This is a genomic window from Catellatospora tritici (assembly GCF_019083965.1).
GTDB lineage: Bacteria > Actinomycetota > Actinomycetes > Mycobacteriales > Micromonosporaceae > Catellatospora > Catellatospora tritici.
This window is the reverse complement of the sequence record NZ_JAHRCY010000003.1, coordinates 398,539-415,795: the sequence shown is the minus strand read 5'-3', so window position 1 is coordinate 415,795 and position 17,257 is coordinate 398,539. Positions and strand designations below refer to the sequence as shown.

Genomic DNA, 17,257 nt, shown 5'->3' with positions numbered 1-17,257 from the left:
GAGGTCGGTTCGGGGGGAGGCTCGGAGTCAGTGGGAGGCGCGGACGAGCGGGAACGGGAGGGTCTCCCGGATGGATTTGCCGGTCAGGAGCATGACCAGGCGGTCCACGCCGATGCCCAGGCCGCCGGTCGGCGGCATGGCGAACTCCAGCGCCTGCAGGAAGTCTTCGTCCAGCTCCATCGCCTCGAGGTCGCCGCCCGCCGCCAGCAGCGACTGCTCGGTCAGGCGCCGCCGCTGCTCCACCGGATCGGTCAGCTCCGAGTACGCCGTGCCCAGCTCGGTGCCGAAGGCGACCAGGTCCCAGCGTTCGGCCAGGCGCGGATCGCGGCGGTGCTGGCGGGTCAGCGGCGACACGTCGGTCGGAAAGTCCTTGTAGAACGTGGGCATGACGGTCTTGCCCTCGACCAGGTGCTCGTACATCTCCAGCACCACGGCGCCACGGCCCCACTTCGGGTCGTACGGGATCTTGGCGGCGTCGCACATCTTGCGCAGGATCACCACGTCGGTGTCGGCGGTGACCTCCTCGCCCAGTGCCGCCGAGATCGCCTCGTCGACCGTGCGCACCGCCCAGTCGCCCGAGACGTCGTGCGCCTGCCCATCGTGCATGATCACGCATTCGCCGTTGGCAGCCGTCGCGGCCGACTGCACCACCTCCCGGGTCAGCGTCAGCATCGAGTCGTAGTCGGCGTACGCCTGGTAGGCCTCCAGCATCGAGAACTCGGGATTGTGCTTGTAGTCCACGCCCTCGTTGCGGAACGTCCGCCCCAGCTCGAACACCTTCTCCACGCCGCCGACCGCCAGCCGCTTGAGGTACAGCTCGGGCGCGATGCGCAGATACAGGCGCAGGTCGTACGCGTTGATGTGGGTGGTGAACGGGCGGGCGTTGGCGCCGCCGTGGATGCGCTGCAGGATCGGCGTCTCCACCTCGATGAAGCCGCGTCCCGTGAACGACTCGCGCAGGCTGTGCACGGCCGCGCTGCGGGCCCGCAACAGGTCGCGGGCGCCGCTGTTGGTGATCAGGTCCAGGTAGCGCTGACGCACCTTGGCCTCGGGGTCGGTCAGGCCGCTGTGCTTGTCCGGCAGCGGGCGCAGGCACTTGCCCGTGATCAGCCACGAGTCCACGTGCACCGAGAGCTCGCCACGCCTGGTGGTGACCACCTCGCCGGTCGCGCCGACCTGGTCGCCGATGTCGACCGCCGCCGTCCACGCCTCGATGTCCGTGACGAGCATCAGCTGCAGGTCGCCGCTCCAGTCGCGGATCGTCGCGAAGGCGATCCGGCCGTGGTCGCGCATGAGCATCAACCGGCCCGCCACGCTGACGATGTCGCCGGTGTGCGTGTCCGGCGGCAGTCCGGCGTGCCGGGCCGCGACGTCCGCGCAGGTCGCGGTGGGTTTGAAGCCGACCGGGTACGGGTCGACGCCGTCGGAGCGCAGCCGTTCCAGCTTCGCCAGCCGTACCGCCATCTGCTCGCTGACCTCGTCGCCCACCTCGTGCCCGGCGACCGCCTCCGGCTCGGCCCCGGGCAGCGCGGCCAGCGGCGCCACCCCGGTGGCGTCCAGCGGCGCGACCGGCGTGCCAGGCATGCTCACGAAACCCTCGGCGATCATCGAGGCCAGACCCACCTTGGCCAGCTCACGCCGCTCGCCGAAGCACAGGAACCGCGGCACCCAGGTCGGGTTGTACTTCGCGTTGGACCGGTACAGCGACTCAAGCTGCCACCAGCGCGAGAAGAACAGCAGCAGCCGTCGCCACGCCCGCAGGATCGGCCCGGCGCCGATGCGCGCGCCCTCCTCGAACACCGACCGGAACGCGGCGAAGTTCAGCGACACCCGGTCCACGCCCAGCCGGTTGCAGGCCGCCATGAGCGAGGCGACCATGAACTCCATCGCCCCGTTCTCGGCGTGCTTGTCCCGGCGCATCAGGTCCAGCGACAGGCCGCGCCTGCCCCACGGGCTGAACGACAGCAGTGAGACCACCCGCCCCGCGCCGTCGAGGGCCTCCACCAGCACGCAGCGGCTGTCGTTGGGGTCGCCCAGGCGACCCAGCGCCATCGAGAAGCCGCGCTCGCTGTCGGTGTCGCGCCAGCTCGTGGCCAGCCTCGCCAGTTCCCGCATCTCGTCGAGCGGGATGTCGGCGTGGCGGCGCACCTGCGCGGTGTAACCGGACCGTTCGACCCGGTTGACGGCCTGGCGCACCCCGCGCATCTCGCGGCCGTCGAGGGCGAACTGATCGGCGTACAGGATCGCCTCGTCGCCGAGCTCCATCACCTTCAACCCGGCCCGGTGGTACGCGGTGGCGCCCTCCTCGCTGGCGCCCATCGCCGCCACCGTCCAGCCGTAGCCGCGCGCCTGCGTCAGCCACGCCCCGATCGCCTTGTCCCAGGCCTCGGGGTCACCGATCGGGTCCCCGCTGGCCAGACTCACCCCGTTGACCGCGCGGTAGGTGACCGCGGCCTTGCCGCTGGGCGAGAAGATCGCCGCCTTGTCCCGCCGGGTGGCGAAGTAGCCCAGCGAGTCGCGCTCGCCGTAGCGGTCCAGCAGCCCGCGGACCTGCGCCTCCTCCTCCGGTCCGAGCACGGAGGCGACCTCCTGCGAGCGCAGCAGCGTGAACAGGCCCGCGAAGACCGCGATCGCGCCGAACAGCCCCAGGATCAGGTTGACCGCGCCGGAGGCCTCCCCGTCACGGGTCACGTCGAACGCGAACGCGCCGCCAAGCACCTTCTCGGCGGCGTACGTGAACTGCTCCTGGAACCCCTGCAACGTGCCCGGGAACGCGGCGACCAGGCTGTAGCCAAGCCCGATGCCGACCGCGGCGACAGCGGCGAAGACCAGCAGCGCGCGCCAGAACGCGCCCTTGCGCACCCGGGCGTAGAACTCGCGCTTGGCCAGGAACAGCACCACCAACGCCAGTACGGCGATGCCCACACTGATCGTGGTGGCGACCCGGCCCCAGCCGCTGAACAGCGGCTTACCGGCGTCGTCGACCAGCTTCGCGTCGGGCAGGAAGGCGATCAGACCCAGCGCCAGCAGGCTGGCCACGGCGTCCACCACGAAGTACACGATCAGGGTCCACCAGGCGACCCGCTTGCGCCGGGCCGTCGCGCCAGCGAGCACCGCCATGAACGCCGCGTACGCGAGGTTGGCCGGCACCGGGATCAGCACGTCGTCCAGCACCCGGCGCACCGGCTGGGTGCTGTTGCCCAGCGCCCCGCCGAAGGCCGCCAGCGCGCTGATCGCCGCCACCACGCCCAGGACCAGCGCGAAGACGTGCGGCACCTTCGAGCGCCAGCCGCCGTGTGCGTGTCCGTCCACCGGGCACCCCGATCCTGAGCAGCGTCAACTCCTCCTGAGCAGCGTCAACTCCGAACATATGGCACTTGGATGGCCCTAACATGGCGAATACGAGTAAAGCTCCGGGGTGGGGGTACCGGGTGTCGGACTGGTTCCATCGCACGGTCGTGGAAACGGGGCGGTTGCCCCTGTTCTGCTTCTTCTCCGGGTTCATCGTCGGCTTCGCGTTCATCCGGTTCTCGGTCCGCATGATCCGCGCACAGGTGAAGTGGTGGCCCGGCAACGTCACCCCCGGCGGCATGCACATCCACCACGTCGTCTTCGGTGTGATCTTCATGCTGGTCGGCGGCGTGATCGGGCTGGCCATCCCGGACGACCTGGTGGGCTGGCGCTCGCTCGCCGCCGGGCTGTTCGGCATCGGATCGGCGCTCGTGCTCGACGAGTTCGCCCTGATCCTGCACCTGGACGACGTGTACTGGTCCGAGGCGGGCCGCACCTCCATCGACGCCGTCTTCGTCGCCATCGCCCTCACCGGCCTGCTCGTGCTCGGACTGCGCCCGGTCGGCATCGACGACCTGATCCAGGCCCGCGCCCTCGGCCCCGGCGCCGTCGGCTGGGCCATCGCCGGGGTCGGCGCCATGATCCACCTGTGTCTGTGCGCGATCACCCTGCTGAAAGGCAAGATCTGGACCGGGCTGCTGGGCATCTTCGTCCCCGTGCTGCTGTACGTCGGCGCCATCCGACTGGCCCGGCCCCACTCGCCCTGGGCACGCTGGCGCTACCTCGCCGAGACCCCGAAGGCCGAGTCGAAGCTGGCCCGCGCCGACTGGCGCGAACGCCAGCTGCGCGGGCCCGCCATCCGCGCCAAGATCCGCATCCAGGAACTCGTCGCGGGCCGCCCCGACGCCACCCCCGACGACGACCACACCCACTGACCGCCACCCCAGGACCCACGCACGCCCCGCCGCGCCACGCCACGCGCCCCGCGCCACGCCCCGCGCCGCGCCGCGCAACGCCACGCGCAACGCCACGCCCCGCGCCCCGCGCCGCGCCACGCCACGCCACGCGCAACGCCACGCCCCGCGCCCCGCGCCGCGCCACGCCACGCCACGCCACGCGCAACGCCACGCCCCGCGCCCCGCGCCGCGCCACGCCACGCCACGCCACGCTGCGCTGCGCGCGTGCCGCCCCCCGGCCGCGCCCCGCCCGCGCCGTTGCTGCAGTTTCGGGGAAACTGCACGAATCTTGGGCGCCATTCGCGCAGTTTCCCCGAAACTGCACTTCCAACACGGCGAAGATCGCGACCTGCGGGCGCGCAGTGGGCATGCGGGTGCGGGGCGCGGCCCGACAGGGCGCGGCCCGACAGGGCGCGGCCCGACGCGGGCGTAGCCCGGCGCGGGGCGGGGCGTGGCGTTGCGCGGCGGGGCGCGGGGCGCGGATGCGGGCACGCGGTTGGTGCGGGGCTGGCGTGGTCGGCGCGGGCGGACGGACAGTGCGGGGCGTCGATAGCATGCCGGGGGTGATCGAACGCTTCCCCCTGCTGTTCGCACCCCAGCGCTGGAACTGGGCGGGCGTGGACGGGCAGTTCTCCACCGACAACCCCCCGGATGAGCTGGTCACCAAGGTGCACGTGGTCGGGTTCGACGGCGACCGGATCGTGCTGTGCCGCGACGCGCGGCCGGTGTGGTTCCTGCCCGGCGGCAGCCGCGAGGCCAACGAGCCGCTGACCGAGTGCGCCGCCCGCGAACTGCTGGAGGAAGCGGGCGCGGTGCTGCACGGGCCGTTGCACGTGATCGGCGCGCACCTGTGCGTATCGGACCTGCCGGAGCCGTACCGCCCCCACCATCCGCATCCGCGCCAGGCGTGGCTGTGGTGCTACGCCGACGTCAGCGTCGAGGCCGCGCCACTCAACCCCGCCGACGCCGAGCAGGTCGTCGAGGTCCGCTCCGTCCACCTGGCCGAAGCCCGCGAGCTGCTGCTGTCCGACGGCCTGTGGTACCCGGAGCTGGTCGACCTCGCCGTCGAACTGCGAGCCACCGGCACCGCACCCACCATCTGATCGCCACGCGGCAGGCCACGAGCGTGCGTGGTTAAGAAAGGGGCCCTTCTACCTCGGAAAGCGATAAGAAGGTGCCCTTCCTTACTCGTTTACTCGGGGTCGCGGCGGAGGGGGACGACGAGGTAGCGCAGGTCGGTGTCGGTGGCCTCGCGCGCGCTGAACACCGTGGGACGCAGAGCGGCCTGTAGTCGCAGACGCACCGGGCCGCCCGCGAACGGGCGCAGCGCGTCCAGCAGGAAGCGTGACTGGTAGTGCCGGGTCAGCCGGTCGCCGGAGGTCTCGGCCTTCAGCGTCTCGTCGGACTCCCCGGCCTGCGCGTCCCGACCCTGTACGCGCAGCTGCCCGTCGGCGATGTCGAGGCTGACTCCGCCGGTCGGGCCCGCGTACAGGGCGGCGCGGCGGACCGCGTGGGCCAGTTCGTCGGCGTCGACGACGGCCTCGGCGGCGGGCTCGGCCTCCAGCAGGCGCCGCAGCTGCGCGTCGGGGAACGTGGCGGCCAGCGAGGGCGCGGTCACGGTCCAGCCGGGCCAGGACAGCGCGCAGCGGCCGTCACCGCCGTGCAGGGTGACCGCGTCCGCCGAGGCGCAGAGCCGGGTGACCTCGGCCAGCAGCGTCGCGGGCACAAGCACGTCCAGCTCTGCCGCGCCAGCCCCGGCAGCGGCTTCGGCTGCGGTGGCGGTGGCGGTAGCGGTCTCGGCCGGGACCGGACCGACCGCGGCGGCGGGGTCGGCCGAGGTCGAGGTCGGGGCCAGGGCCGGGGCCGGGGTCGGGCCGGTGGTGGTTGGTGTGGGCTGCCAGGGCAGGGTGGCGGTGGCCAGGCGGAAGCGGTCCGTGGCCAGCAGTGACAGGCGCCCGTCAGTCGAGCGGAGCCGTACGCCGGTGAACAGTGGCAGCGCCTCCTCGCGGGAGGCGGCAGCGGCCACAGCGGCGGCAGCCGCGGCGAAGCGGGCGCCGGGCACCGTGCCGAGCGCGGGCGGAACGCCGGCGGGAGCCGAGGCGGCGGATTCGAGCCGGGGCAGCGCGAACCGGGCCCCGGGCGTACGCAGGGCCACCCGGCTGCCCTCGACCGCGACCCGCAGCTGCGGCGCCTCCAGGTGGGCGAGTGTGTCGGCCAGCGCGCGGCGTGACAGCACCGCCTCGCCGTCGGTGTGCACCAGCGCGGGCAGCTCCACGCTCGCCGCGGCCTCGCCATCGGTGGCGTGCAGCTCCAGCCGGTTTCCGACGCCGCGCAGCAGCACGCCGGACAGCCCGGGGCGGATCGCCCGCACCGGCAGCAGCCGCAGCAGCCGGGCGGCCGCGTCGGCCAGCAGGGCGGTGGGCAGGCTCAGGTCCAGGCTCATGGCCGCACGCTAGGCCGGGGGTACGACAACCCTGGCGCGAGCGCTCCTGCCACCGAGACGCCCAGGGATACCGATACGCCCAGGGATACGACGACACCCGTCGCGAACGTTCGGGACGTGGGCACGCCTAGGGTGGCTGCGTGGACGAGACGAGCAGGGCGGCGGTGGCCGCGGCGGTGCGCTGGCTGAACCAGCATCACGGCAACGGCCCGCAGCAGCAGACGATGCGCATCCTGAAGGTGACCGAGGAGGCGGGCGAGGCGGCCCGTGCCTGGATCGGGGTCACCGGCCAGAATCCGCGCAAGGGCGTCACCCACACGCCCCGCGAGGTGGCCGACGAACTGGCCGACGTGGCGCTGTCGGCGTTGGTCGCGATCGAGAGCCTGGGCTTCGACCCGGCGCAGGTGCTGTCGGCGTGCGCGGCCAAGGTGCTGGACCGGCTGCCGCGCTGACCGGGCCGAACGCGTCACATCGGCGTGATCACGGCCGCGCTCGCTCGTTCCACCTGTCGTAGTCCTGCACCCGACCCGGGGGACGGCGATGGTGGACATCAACCGGCGTACGCTGCTGCGTGGGGCCGCGGTGGGCGCGCTGAGCGCCGCCGGGCCGTTCGCGGGCTTCCTGTCCGCGCCGGCCAGACCCGTCCGGGCGCGGTTGACCGCCACGGCCGACCAGCGCGACGGTCTGGTGCGGCTGTGGCTGCCGGACGGGTTCGCGTACCGCTCGTTTCACGACACCGAACAGCCTGTGCACCTCGACGACGGCACCGTGCTGCCGGGGCGCCCGGACGGGATGGCCGCCTTCCCCGGCCCGGACGGCAACACGGTGCTCATCCGCAACCACGAGATCAAGGAACCGGGCCCCGCCTTCGGCCCCGCGGCGGCGACCTACGACCCGATGGGCGCGGGCGGCACCAGCACCGTCGAGGTGACGCGGTACGGCGAGGTGGTCCGGGCGTACGCGAGTCTCAGCGGCACCGCCAGCAACTGCTGCGGCGGCCGCATGCCGTGGGGCGCCTGGATCAGCTGCGAGGAGACCGTCAACGGCCCGGACGTGGCGCCCGACTACAGCGGGGCGCCCAACCTGGCGTTGACACAGCGGCACGGGTTCATCTTCGAGGTGCCGCAGCAGGGCCGGTCGGCGGCCGAGCCGATCACCGCGGCGGGCCGCTTCTCACACGAGTCGGTCGCGTACGACCCCCGCGACGGCGTGCTCTACCTGACCGAGGACAACTTCGCGTACGCCAGCTGCTTCTACCGTTATCTGCCGCCGGAGCGGGTGTTCGTCGAGGCGGGCTCGGGACGCCCGGGGCTGGCCGACGGCGGGCGCCTGCAGGCGCTGCGCGTGGTCGGGCGGAGGGAGGCGAACCTGGCGGCCGCGCAGCGGCCCGGGGTGGTGTACCCGGTGGAGTGGGTCGACATCGACGATCCGGCACCGACGTACCCGTACGCGGTGGGCCGGCACGCGCCGACGCCCAACGGCGACGCCCTGTGCCACGTCGGCAACCAGGCGCGCGAGCGCGGCGCGGCCTGGTTCTCGCGCCTGGAGGGCTCGGTCTACCACGACGACACGGTGTTCTTCACCTCCACGCAGGGCGGCGGCGCGCGGGAGAAGAGCGTGGGTCCCGCGGTCGAGGGCTTCGGCAAAGGGCGCGGGCAGGTGTGGGCGTACCAGCCGCGTGAGCAGGTGCTGCGGCTGGTGTTCCAGTCGCCGCACACCGATGGGCTGGACTTCCCCGACAACATCACCGCCAGCGCGGCGGGCACGCTGATCCTGTGCGAGGACGGCGAGCACAACAACTACGTACGCGGGCTGACCCGCGACGGGCGGCTGTTCGACATCGCGCTCAACCGCATCGTGAGCAGCGTGGGCGATCCGCGCCACCGGGACGAGTTCGCGGGGTCGGTGTTCAGCCCCGACGGGCACACGCTGTTCGTCAACGTGCAGGCCGTACACGGGATGACGTTCGCCATCTGGGGACCGTGGTCGCGCTTAGGCGTGTGAATTCTTGAGCGCGTGGCTGCGCGGCCCGGCGAAAACTGCTATGGCGACGGGTCCACTTGCGAGATCATCACTGGTATGGGCATCTTGTCGCAGCTGCCGACGAACCTCACCCTCGACGACGCCGACACCCCGCGCGACATCGTCGACGCGATGATCCTGGCCCCCTTCAGCACGGGCGACCAGCCGTACGCGCACACCGCCCGGCTGCCGAAGGTGCGCAAGGACGCCCCGCTGCTGCCCGCCGACGGCCACGTCCTACGCGTGGCCACCGACGACGGGCTGCGCAGCCACCTGGCCGCCGGTGACGGCTGGACGCTGCGGGCCGCGCGCTGGCGTGGCGGCGTCGCCGAGGTCACTGTCACCGCGACCAGTGAGGAGCTGGCGCTGCGCATACTCGAGGACGCCACCCGAGGCGCCCGCGACGAGCACGCCGAGCGCGCCGACAGCGTCTCGATGGGGTTCTGGCACCACTCGGCCAAGCGCGGCGCGCAGCGCAGCACCCGGCCGATCACCACGCCGTCCTGGGCGGCGATCCGGGACAACTACGCCAGCGACGTCGCCGCGTCGCTGGAGCGCCTGATGACACTCACGCCAGACTCGATCTCCGGCCGCCTGCTGCTGCTGCACGGCGTGCCCGGCACCGGCAAGACCACGGCACTGCGGGCGCTGGCCCAGGCATGGTCGTCGTGGTGCCAGGTCGACTGCGTACTCGACCCGGAGAACCTGTTCCACGACTCCAGCTACCTGATGGAGGTGGCGATCGGCGACGACGAGCACGAGGAGCGGCGCTGGCGGCTGCTGCTGGTGGAGGACTGCGACGAGCTGATCTCCTCGGCGGCCAAGGCCTCCAGCGGCCAGGCGCTGTCACGCCTGCTGAACCTGACCGACGGCCTGCTGGCGCAGGGCCGCGACGTACTGGTCGGCCTGACCACCAACGAGCCGCTGGCCCGGCTGCACCCGGCCGTGGTCCGACCCGGCCGCTGCCTGGCCCAGATCGAGGTCGGCCCGCTGCCCTTCGCCCAGGCCAGCGCCTGGCTCGGCACCTCGGTGGGTCTGAACTCCGGCGGTGCCACGCTGGCCGAACTCTTCGCCCTCCAACGCGGCGACCGCGACCTGCTCCCCCACACCCCCGAACCCGCCACCGGCTGCTACCTCTGATCACACCCACCCACCACGCCACGCCCCACCGTCGCGCCGCCACGCCCACCCACCGTCGCGCCGCCACGCCCGCCGCGCCCGTCCAGATCAGGCGGGGCGGGCGGTGGCCAGTCGGGTTGCCGGGCAGTTGGGCGTATCTTGGGCGGTCATTCGGCCAGTTGCCCGGCAACTCGGGTGACGTTGGGTGGGGCGTGCGCGCCGGTGGTCAGAGGAGGCGGGAGCGGCCCCAGCCGCGGGACATGCGCCAGGCGGCGAGGGTGGCGGCGGCCGTGGCGACGCCGATGAGGACGGCGGCGCTGGTCGCGGTGGTGGCGGCGGCGCCGGTGACCGCGCCGTGCATGGCGCGCATGGCCCAGTAGCCGGGCGAGGCGGGCGCGACCGCTCGCGCCCACGCGGGCAGCAGCGACAGCGGCACCATCGCGCCGCCGAGCGTGGTCAGCACCAGCGCGCCGAGGTCGTTGACCGCGCCGAGCTCGCTGTGGCTGCGCACCAGCATCGCCGCGAGCGCGCCGAGCGCCAGCAGCGTGGCGGCCCAGGCCAGCGCGGCCAGGGCCAGCAGGTCCGGTCGCGCCACGCGCATCCCCATGACCACCACGCCGTACGAGAACACGACCGCCTGCTGCGCCAGCAGCACCCCGCCGAGCGGCACCGCCTTGCCGACCAGGATCTCGATCGGCCGGGCCGGGGTGGTGCGCACCCGGTCCAGGGTGTGCCAGGTCCGCTCGGTGAGCAGCGAGCCGCCGACGATCGACAGTCCGAGCAGCGAGAACAGCACCAGTGCCCCGGTCACGGCGTACGCGGTGCCCTGCGGGCCGATGGCGGCGGTGTACAGCGGGCGCAGCACGGTGATGATGGCCAGCGGCATCACGATGCGGCTGATCACCGCGCCGGGCTCGGCGGCCAGCAGGGCCAGGTTGTGCCGGATGAGCACCGCGCTACGCATGGTTCACCGCCAGGGTCCGGTAGAGGTCGTCGAGGGTTTCGTGGCCCGCGAGCAGTTCGTCCTGGCCGCCCCGGGCGATGACGCGCCCACGCGCGGCGACCGCGAGCGTGGCCCGCAGGTCGACGAGTTCGGGCAGGTAGTGGGTGGTGTAGACGACGGCGGCGCCGGCGGCGGCGTGGTCGCGTACCAGGGTGAGCAGGGCGGCGCGGGTGAGCGGGTCGGCGCCGGTGGTGGGCTCGTCGAGTAGCAGCAGGGGTGGGCGGTGCAGCATCGCGGCGGCGGCCTGGGTGCGGCGGCGCTGGCCGCCCGACAGCAGCCCGACCGGGCGGCGCAGCACGTCGGACAGGCCCAGCGCGGCGGCGGTGTCGTCGATGGCGGTGCGCAGGCTCGGGCCACGCAGCCCGGCCAGGCCCCCGAACAGGCGCAGGTTGCGTTCGACTGTGACGGAGACGTAGAGCGCGATCTCCTGGGGGGCGACGCCGACGAGGTGGCGGGCGCGGGCGGGCGGCTGTCCGCCGATGGTGACGGTGCCGGAGTCGGGGCGGGTCAGGCCGGTGACGATCTCGACGAAGGTGCTCTTCCCGGCGCCGTTGTGGCCGATCAGGCCGCAGATCTCACCGGGGGCGACGGTGAGGTCGAAGCCGTCGAGGGCGGTGCTGGCGCCGTAGCGCTTGCGCAGGTCGTACGCGGTGAGCAAGGCCTGTCTCCTTTGTGATCTACACCGTATAGATCTACACTGTAGAGCATGCCGGAACAGGGTGTCGAGACCGACCGCCGCCGCGAGATCCTCACCGCCGCGCTCACGCTGGCCGAGGAGAAGGGACTGGCGGCGCTGTCGATGCGGGCCGTGGCCACCCGCGTCGGGGTGACGCCGATGGCGCTGTACCCCCATGTGGGCAGCAAGGACGCGCTGCTCGACGGCCTGGTCGACCTGCTGTTGGCGCAGCTGCTGCCCGCCGCGCGCAGCGGCGGCGGCTGGGAGGACCGGCTGCGCGCGATCGCCCGCGCGGTACGCGGCCTGGCCCGGCGCCACCCCGAGACGTTCGGCCTGCTGCTGGCCCGCGCCTCGGTCACCCCCGACGCGGTACGGCTCGTCGACGGCCTCTACGCCGCCCTGCTGGAAGCCGGGGTGCCGCCGCAGCGCGTGCCCAGGCTGGAGCGCTTCGTCTCGACCGCCGTGCTCGGCTTCGCCGCAGGCGAAGTCAGCGGCCGGTTCAGCCCCGGCCCGGACCGGTGGGACCGGGGCCGGTCGCTCGGCGACGACGCCCCCGCACACCGAGCGCTGGCCGACCTGCTGGCCCGCCCCGCCGACTGGGACGCCGAGTTCGAGGCGAACCTGGACGACCTGCTCCACGTGATCCGGCGCCACGTGCCCGCGGCTGGCTAGCCTCGGGGGCATGACCGACGCACTGTGGAACCTGATCGGCGCCAGCGGGCGCGGGGCGCTGGTGGCGCTCAAGCGCGACGGGCGGCCGCAACTGTCCAACGTCGACTATCTGCGAGAAGGCGACCTCATCCGGATCTCCAGCACCGCCGACCGGGCGAAGGTGCGCAACCTGCGGCGCGATCCGCGCGCGAGCCTGTACGTCAGCACGGCCGACGGCGGGTGGTACGCGGTCGCCGAGGGCGTGGTGGAGCTGTCCGCCGTGGCCGCCGAGCCCGGCGACGCGGCGGTCGAGGAGCTGATCGAGGTGTACCGGGGCATCCGGGGCGAGCACCCCGACTGGGCCGACTACCGCCACGCCATGGTCGCCGACCAGCGCCTCGTCATCCGCCTACACGTCACCCGCCGCTACGGCATGGCCCCCTGACTTCGGCGTTTGGAAGGGGCCCTTCTTCTACGCAAAGCGATAAGAAGGGGCCCTTCCTTACCGGCGGGCGGTGGGTGCGGTTGGTGGGGGGTGCGGTGGGATGCGATGGTGAAGCGGTGACTTCGCCCGTCTCCCCGATGGCCAGGCCGCACGTCGCCGCGGCGGCGCGGCGCTGGGCCGACTCGCTCATCGACGACTCCGGCCGCAACCAGCTCGCGTACTACCGCGACCTGAAGGCGGGCACGCTGCAGCTGGACGGGGCCAGCCCGGCCGCGCTCACGATGCTGCTGGCCGGGCGGCAGGTCACCCTGCGGCAACTGTTCCCAGAGGAGCCCGCGCACGCCGACGCGATGCGGCGGGCCAAGACGATCCGCACCCGGATGCGGATGCTGGCCGAGGAGCGCGGCGTCGACGCGGGCTACCTGGCCAGCGGGTTGGCGACCTGGCACGAGCAGGGGCGTACGCCGCGGGCACCGGTGCTGCTGCACCGGCTGGTCATCCGGACCACCTCGGCGGCCGAGACCGAGTTCGCGCTGACCGCCGATCCGGAGCCGACGGTCAACCCGGTGCTGCTGTTCAAGCTGGCCAAGGAGCACGGGCTCGTGGTCGACCCGGAGGAGCTGCTCGACGCGCTGCCCGACGGCGTGTACGACCCGGCGCCGCTGTTCGAACGGCTGGCCAAGGCGGCACAGGACGTGCCCGGGTTCGCGATCGCCCCGCACCTGCTGGCAGGCACGTTCCTGTACGAGAAGCTGCCCATGGTCACCGACATCACCGAGCATTCGCGGCTGCTGTCCGACAGTGACGTGATCGCCGCGCTGGCCGGTGACCCGGAGGCGCTGGGTTCGCTGTACGCGACCGAGCCGATCCCGGTGGACCAGCCCGACCATGTCGCCCCGTCCGACGAGTTCTTGGTCCTGGACGCCGACTCGTCGCAGAGCTACGCGGTGAACGCGGCGGTGGCCGGGCACCACCTGGTGGTGAAGGGTCCACCGGGGACGGGCAAGAGCCAGACCATCGCCAACATGATCATGGCGTTGGCCGCGCGCGGGCGCACCGCGCTGTTCGTGGCCGAGAAGCGGGCGGCGATCGACGCCGTGCTCGACCGGTTGGCCCACGTGGGCCTGTCCGACCTGGTGCAGAACCTGCATGGGGACCAGTCCAGCCGCCGTGAGCTGGCCCGCGCGCTGGACTCGCGGCTGCAGCGGGCGCGCCACGAGTCGCGGCCGACCACCGAGCAGACCGACCGCGACCTGACCGAGTCGCGCACCGCCCTGTCCCGCCACCACAGCGCGCTGCACGCGGTGCACCAGCCCTGGGGGCTGTCCGCGTACGACCTGCAGACGCGCCTGGTCGGCACCGATCCGGCGGCGGTCACCCGGCAGCGCTGGAAGGGTGAGCTGCTTACGGCGCTGGACGCCGACGCCGCGCCCCGGCTGCGTGCCACCGTGGTGGAGCTGGCGCAGCTGGGCGCCTTCGACGCCGAACCGGGGCCGGGGCCGTGGGTGCGGGCCACGTTCCGCGACCGCGCCGCCGCGCAGGAGGCGTTCACGCTGGCCGGAGAGGTCGCCCCCGCGCTCGAGCGGCTGCGGCCGCAGCTGGCCACGCTCGCGGCCCGGCTCGGGCTGGCCGTCCCGGCGACGCTGGCCTCGGCCCGCAAGATGTGCGTGCTGCTGTCCGAGGTGGACGCGACGCTGGCCCGCTTCGACGCGGCGGTGTTCCAGGCGGACCTGCCGCTGTGGCTGCGCGCCACCGCCGAGGGCGAGCAGCGCGCGGGCCTGGGCTTCTGGGCGCGGCGCCGGATCGTCAAGCAGATCCGGGAGTTCTGGCGCGGCGCCGGTCGGCCGGGCCCGGCCGAGCTGCACACCGCCCTGGCGGCCGCCGCCGACCAGCTGGTCCGGTGGCGGGTGGTCAGCCTGGACGGGCAGCCGCCGCGTACCGATCCGGCGCTGGCACCGACCACGGCCGAGTTCGCGCGCGTCGACGCGACCTTGACCCGGCTGCGCACGTACGTGCCGGTCGAGGCCGCCGCGGATCCGGGCGGCCAGGCCGACGGCGGTGGTGGCGACCTGGGCGCGCTGCAGGACGAGCTGGACCGGCTGGCGCTGGACCAGACCGACCTGCTGCACACCGCGCGCCGCAACGAGCTGGCCGAGCAGGTGGTGCGCTGGCAGGCGCACCGGCTGCTGGACGACCTGGCCGGGCGCGGCGGCGACGCCGCGGTGGCGGGCGCGGCGTTCGACCACGCCTGGCACAGCTCGATCCTGGACGAGGTACGGCTGTCCGATCCCGAGCTGTCGGCGTTCCACGGTACGGCCCTGCACGCCGCGGTGAACCGGTTCCACCTGGCCGACGCCGCGCACATCACCTCGGCCGCGCAGCGGGTGCGGCACCTGTCCGCGCTGAACATGATGCGGGTGCTCGACGCCCACCCCGAACAGCAGCAGCTGGTGCGCCGCGAGGCGGCCAAGAAGATCCGGCACCTGCCGATCCGGCGGCTGTTCGAGCAGGCCCCGGATGCGCTCACCGCGCTGAAGCCGTGCTGGGCGATGAGCCCGCTGCTGGTCAGCCAGGTGCTGCCCGCGCGGGTGCTGTTCGACGTGGTCATCTTCGACGAGGCGAGCCAGGTCGAGCCGGTCGACGGCGTCACCGCGATCATGCGCGGGCGCCAGGTGGTGGTCGCCGGGGACGAGCACCAGCTGCCGCCGACGGACTTCTTCAACCGGGCCGAGGGCGACCTGTCCGACAGCGAGGACGGCACGGCCCTGTCCGACGACGTGGAGTCGCTGCTGCAGGCGTTCGCGCACACGCTGCCGCTGCCGCAGGTGCGCCATCTGGCCTGGCACTACCGCAGCCGGGACGAGCGGCTGATCGCGTTCTCCAACGCGCACATCTACGGCCCGAGCGGCAACGCGCTGACCACGTTCCCGGGGGCGGACATCGGCGACGGAATCAGCCACGTGCTGGTCGCCGATCCGCTGGCGGCCGCGGCCGCGTCCGGGCAGCCGATGGACGCCGACTCACCGGCGGCGGTGGCGGCGGCCGCGGCCGCGGCGGTCCCCGCGAACCTGGAGAGCAGCAACGCCGAGGTGCGCAAGGTGGTCGAGCTGATCCTGGCGCACGCGCAGCAGCGGCCGGGCGAGTCGCTGGGCGTGATCACCATGGGTATCACCCACGCCGAACGCGTCGACGCCGCGCTGCGCCGGGCGCTGGCCCGGCGGCCGGAGCTGGAGCCGTTCTTCGGCGAGAACGGGCACGAGCCGTTCTTCGTGAAGAACATCGAGCGGGTGCAGGGCGACGAGCGCGACGCGGTGATCCTCACCGTCGGCTACCCCAAGAGCCCGGACGGGCGGGTGCTCTACCGGTTTGGGCCGCTGAACACCAAGGGCGGGCACCGGCGCCTCAACGTGGCGATCACCCGGGCGCGGCGGCGGATGACCGTGGTCAGCTCGTTCAGCCACCTGGACCTGGACCCGGCCAAGCTGCGCGCCCCGGGCGCGATCATGCTGCGCGACTTCCTGGAGTACGCCGCCGCGGGCGGCCCCCGGGGCGCCGTCACCGCCGACACCACCGTGCTGAACCCGTTCGAGGCCGACGTGTTCGCCAGGCTGACCGAGGCGGGCATTCCGCTGGTGGCCCGGCACGGCGTGGGCGGTCAGCGGATCGACTTCGCGGCCACGCACCCGGCCGATCCGCGCCGTCCGGTGCTGGCGATCGAGGCCGACGGGTCGACGTACCACGCGTCGCCGACGGTGCGTGACCGTGACCGGCTGCGCCAGCAGCACCTGGAGCGGCTGGGCTGGCGGTTCCACCGGATCTGGTCGACGGACTGGGCCCGGCAGCGCGACCTGGAGATCGCCAAGGCGCGCGCCGCGTACGACCTGGCGGTGGCCGGATCGGACCTGCCCGGTCCGCAGCAGTTGGCCGACGCGGTGACGATCCGGTTGACCTCGGCTGCCCCGCGCCGACTGCCCCGGCCGGAGCTGCCCGCGGGGGTCGGCGTCGCCGACCTGCCGGAGCAGACGCTGGTGGAGCTGGTGCGCTGGATCGAGAGCGACGGGTTGAACCGCACCGAGGACGAGGTGGTGGCCGAGGCGACCGAGGAGCTGGGCGTCCCCCGGCGCACCGCGAAGGTCACCGACACGATCCGCGCCGCCGTTCGGCAGGCCCGACCTACTTCTTGACGGCGGCGCGCAGCACGTCGCGTACGGCGTCGAGCATGGCGATGGAGTCGAGTTCGGCGGCGGGGTGCCAGCTCGGCTCGACCATGATGCCGTCGGGCTGGGGGCGCAGGTCGCCGCCGAGGACCGTCACCGCGTAGAGCATGAACACGCCGTGGAAGTCCAGGCCGCCGGCGAGCTCGCGGTGGTCGGAGCCGACGTCCAGCAGGCCGTCCACCCGCACCTGCAGGCCCGTGGTCTCGGCGAACTCGCGCACCACGGTCTCGGCGGGGTGCTCGCCGTGCTCGATGGTGCCGCCGGGCGGCATCCATTTGCCCAGGTCGCCGTGCGAGCTGCGGCCGATCTGCACGAGCAGCACGGTGTCACCCTCGCGCGCAAGACCGTACGCCGAGACCCGCTGCCATTGCCTGACCATAGTCACGACACAAAAGCCTGCCATGTTCCGGCGCGGCCGCACAGATGGCCGTCCC

At 73.3% G+C, this 17,257-nt stretch carries 13 protein-coding genes; 8 read left to right on the top strand and 5 right to left on the bottom strand.

All coding sequences use genetic code 11. The features are described from left to right. Positions 1–27: 27 nt before the first annotated feature. Positions 28–3,276 carry a bifunctional lysylphosphatidylglycerol synthetase/lysine--tRNA ligase LysX gene (gene lysX, locus KUA19_RS09035; protein WP_217395855.1) on the bottom strand — a complete coding sequence of 1,083 codons (3,249 nt, stop codon included), beginning with the start codon at positions 3,274–3,276 and terminating at the stop codon, positions 28–30. Positions 3,277–3,431: 155 nt separating this feature from the next. On the opposite strand from lysX, the gene KUA19_RS09030 reads away from it, so the two are divergent. After that, positions 3,432–4,226 (top strand): hypothetical protein, encoded by a 795-nt coding sequence (locus KUA19_RS09030; protein WP_217395681.1) that lies wholly within the window; start codon positions 3,432–3,434, stop codon positions 4,224–4,226. A gap of 575 nt (positions 4,227–4,801) precedes the next feature. Continuing rightward, complete coding sequence (locus KUA19_RS09025) at positions 4,802–5,350, top strand: NUDIX domain-containing protein (protein ID WP_217395854.1); 549 nt, start codon at positions 4,802–4,804, stop codon at positions 5,348–5,350. A gap of 89 nt (positions 5,351–5,439) precedes the next feature. On the opposite strand, the gene KUA19_RS09020 is transcribed toward KUA19_RS09025, so the two are convergent. Then, positions 5,440–6,690 (bottom strand): DNA polymerase III subunit beta, encoded by a 1,251-nt coding sequence (locus KUA19_RS09020; RefSeq protein WP_217395680.1) that lies wholly within the window; start codon positions 6,688–6,690, stop codon positions 5,440–5,442. A gap of 140 nt (positions 6,691–6,830) precedes the next feature. Here KUA19_RS09020 and KUA19_RS09015 point away from each other — a divergent pair, with 140 nt between their 5' ends. The 3 genes from KUA19_RS09015 to KUA19_RS09005 all read left to right on the top strand — a co-directional run bounded on the left by KUA19_RS09015 (position 6,831) and on the right by KUA19_RS09005 (position 9,852). After that, complete coding sequence (locus KUA19_RS09015) at positions 6,831–7,142, top strand: MazG-like family protein (RefSeq protein WP_308167388.1); 312 nt, start codon at positions 6,831–6,833, stop codon at positions 7,140–7,142. A gap of 88 nt (positions 7,143–7,230) precedes the next feature. Further along, positions 7,231–8,694: a PhoX family protein gene (locus tag KUA19_RS09010; protein ID WP_217395679.1), complete on the top strand. Its 1,464-nt coding sequence runs from the start codon at positions 7,231–7,233 to the stop codon at positions 8,692–8,694. Positions 8,695–8,769: 75 nt separating this feature from the next. Next, a complete protein-coding gene (locus tag KUA19_RS09005) occupies positions 8,770–9,852 on the top strand; it encodes a DUF5925 domain-containing protein (protein ID WP_217395678.1) in 1,083 nt (360 codons plus the stop codon). A gap of 205 nt (positions 9,853–10,057) precedes the next feature. On the opposite strand, the gene KUA19_RS09000 is transcribed toward KUA19_RS09005, so the two are convergent. Both KUA19_RS09000 and KUA19_RS08995 read right to left on the bottom strand, forming a co-directional pair. Continuing rightward, positions 10,058–10,795 carry an ABC transporter permease gene (locus KUA19_RS09000; protein ID WP_217395677.1) on the bottom strand — a complete coding sequence of 246 codons (738 nt, stop codon included), beginning with the start codon at positions 10,793–10,795 and terminating at the stop codon, positions 10,058–10,060. Beyond that, the gene (locus tag KUA19_RS08995; protein WP_217395676.1) at positions 10,788–11,492 is read right to left on the bottom strand and encodes an ABC transporter ATP-binding protein; all 705 of its coding nucleotides are present in this window, start codon (positions 11,490–11,492) and stop codon (positions 10,788–10,790) included. The genes KUA19_RS09000 and KUA19_RS08995 overlap by 8 nt, the downstream gene beginning before the upstream one ends. 48 nt (positions 11,493–11,540) lie before the next feature. Between KUA19_RS08995 and KUA19_RS08990 the strand changes: the two genes are divergently transcribed. From KUA19_RS08990 to KUA19_RS08980, 3 genes are all read left to right on the top strand, one after another. Further along, positions 11,541–12,182 carry a TetR/AcrR family transcriptional regulator gene (locus KUA19_RS08990; RefSeq protein ID WP_217395675.1) on the top strand — a complete coding sequence of 214 codons (642 nt, stop codon included), beginning with the start codon at positions 11,541–11,543 and terminating at the stop codon, positions 12,180–12,182. Positions 12,183–12,192: 10 nt separating this feature from the next. Then, positions 12,193–12,606, top strand: coding sequence for a PPOX class F420-dependent oxidoreductase (locus KUA19_RS08985; RefSeq protein WP_217395674.1), 414 nt, complete (start codon positions 12,193–12,195; stop codon positions 12,604–12,606). 116 nt (positions 12,607–12,722) lie between these two features. Continuing rightward, positions 12,723–16,790 (top strand): PDDEXK-like endonuclease domain-containing protein, encoded by a 4,068-nt coding sequence (locus tag KUA19_RS08980; RefSeq protein ID WP_217395673.1) that lies wholly within the window; start codon positions 12,723–12,725, stop codon positions 16,788–16,790. Here the strand turns inward: KUA19_RS08980 and KUA19_RS08975 are convergent. Then, the gene (locus KUA19_RS08975) at positions 16,780–17,202 is read right to left on the bottom strand and encodes an NUDIX hydrolase (protein ID WP_254549094.1); all 423 of its coding nucleotides are present in this window, start codon (positions 17,200–17,202) and stop codon (positions 16,780–16,782) included. The two genes, KUA19_RS08980 and KUA19_RS08975, sit on opposite strands and share 11 nt — an antisense overlap. Positions 17,203–17,257: the final 55 nt, after the last annotated feature.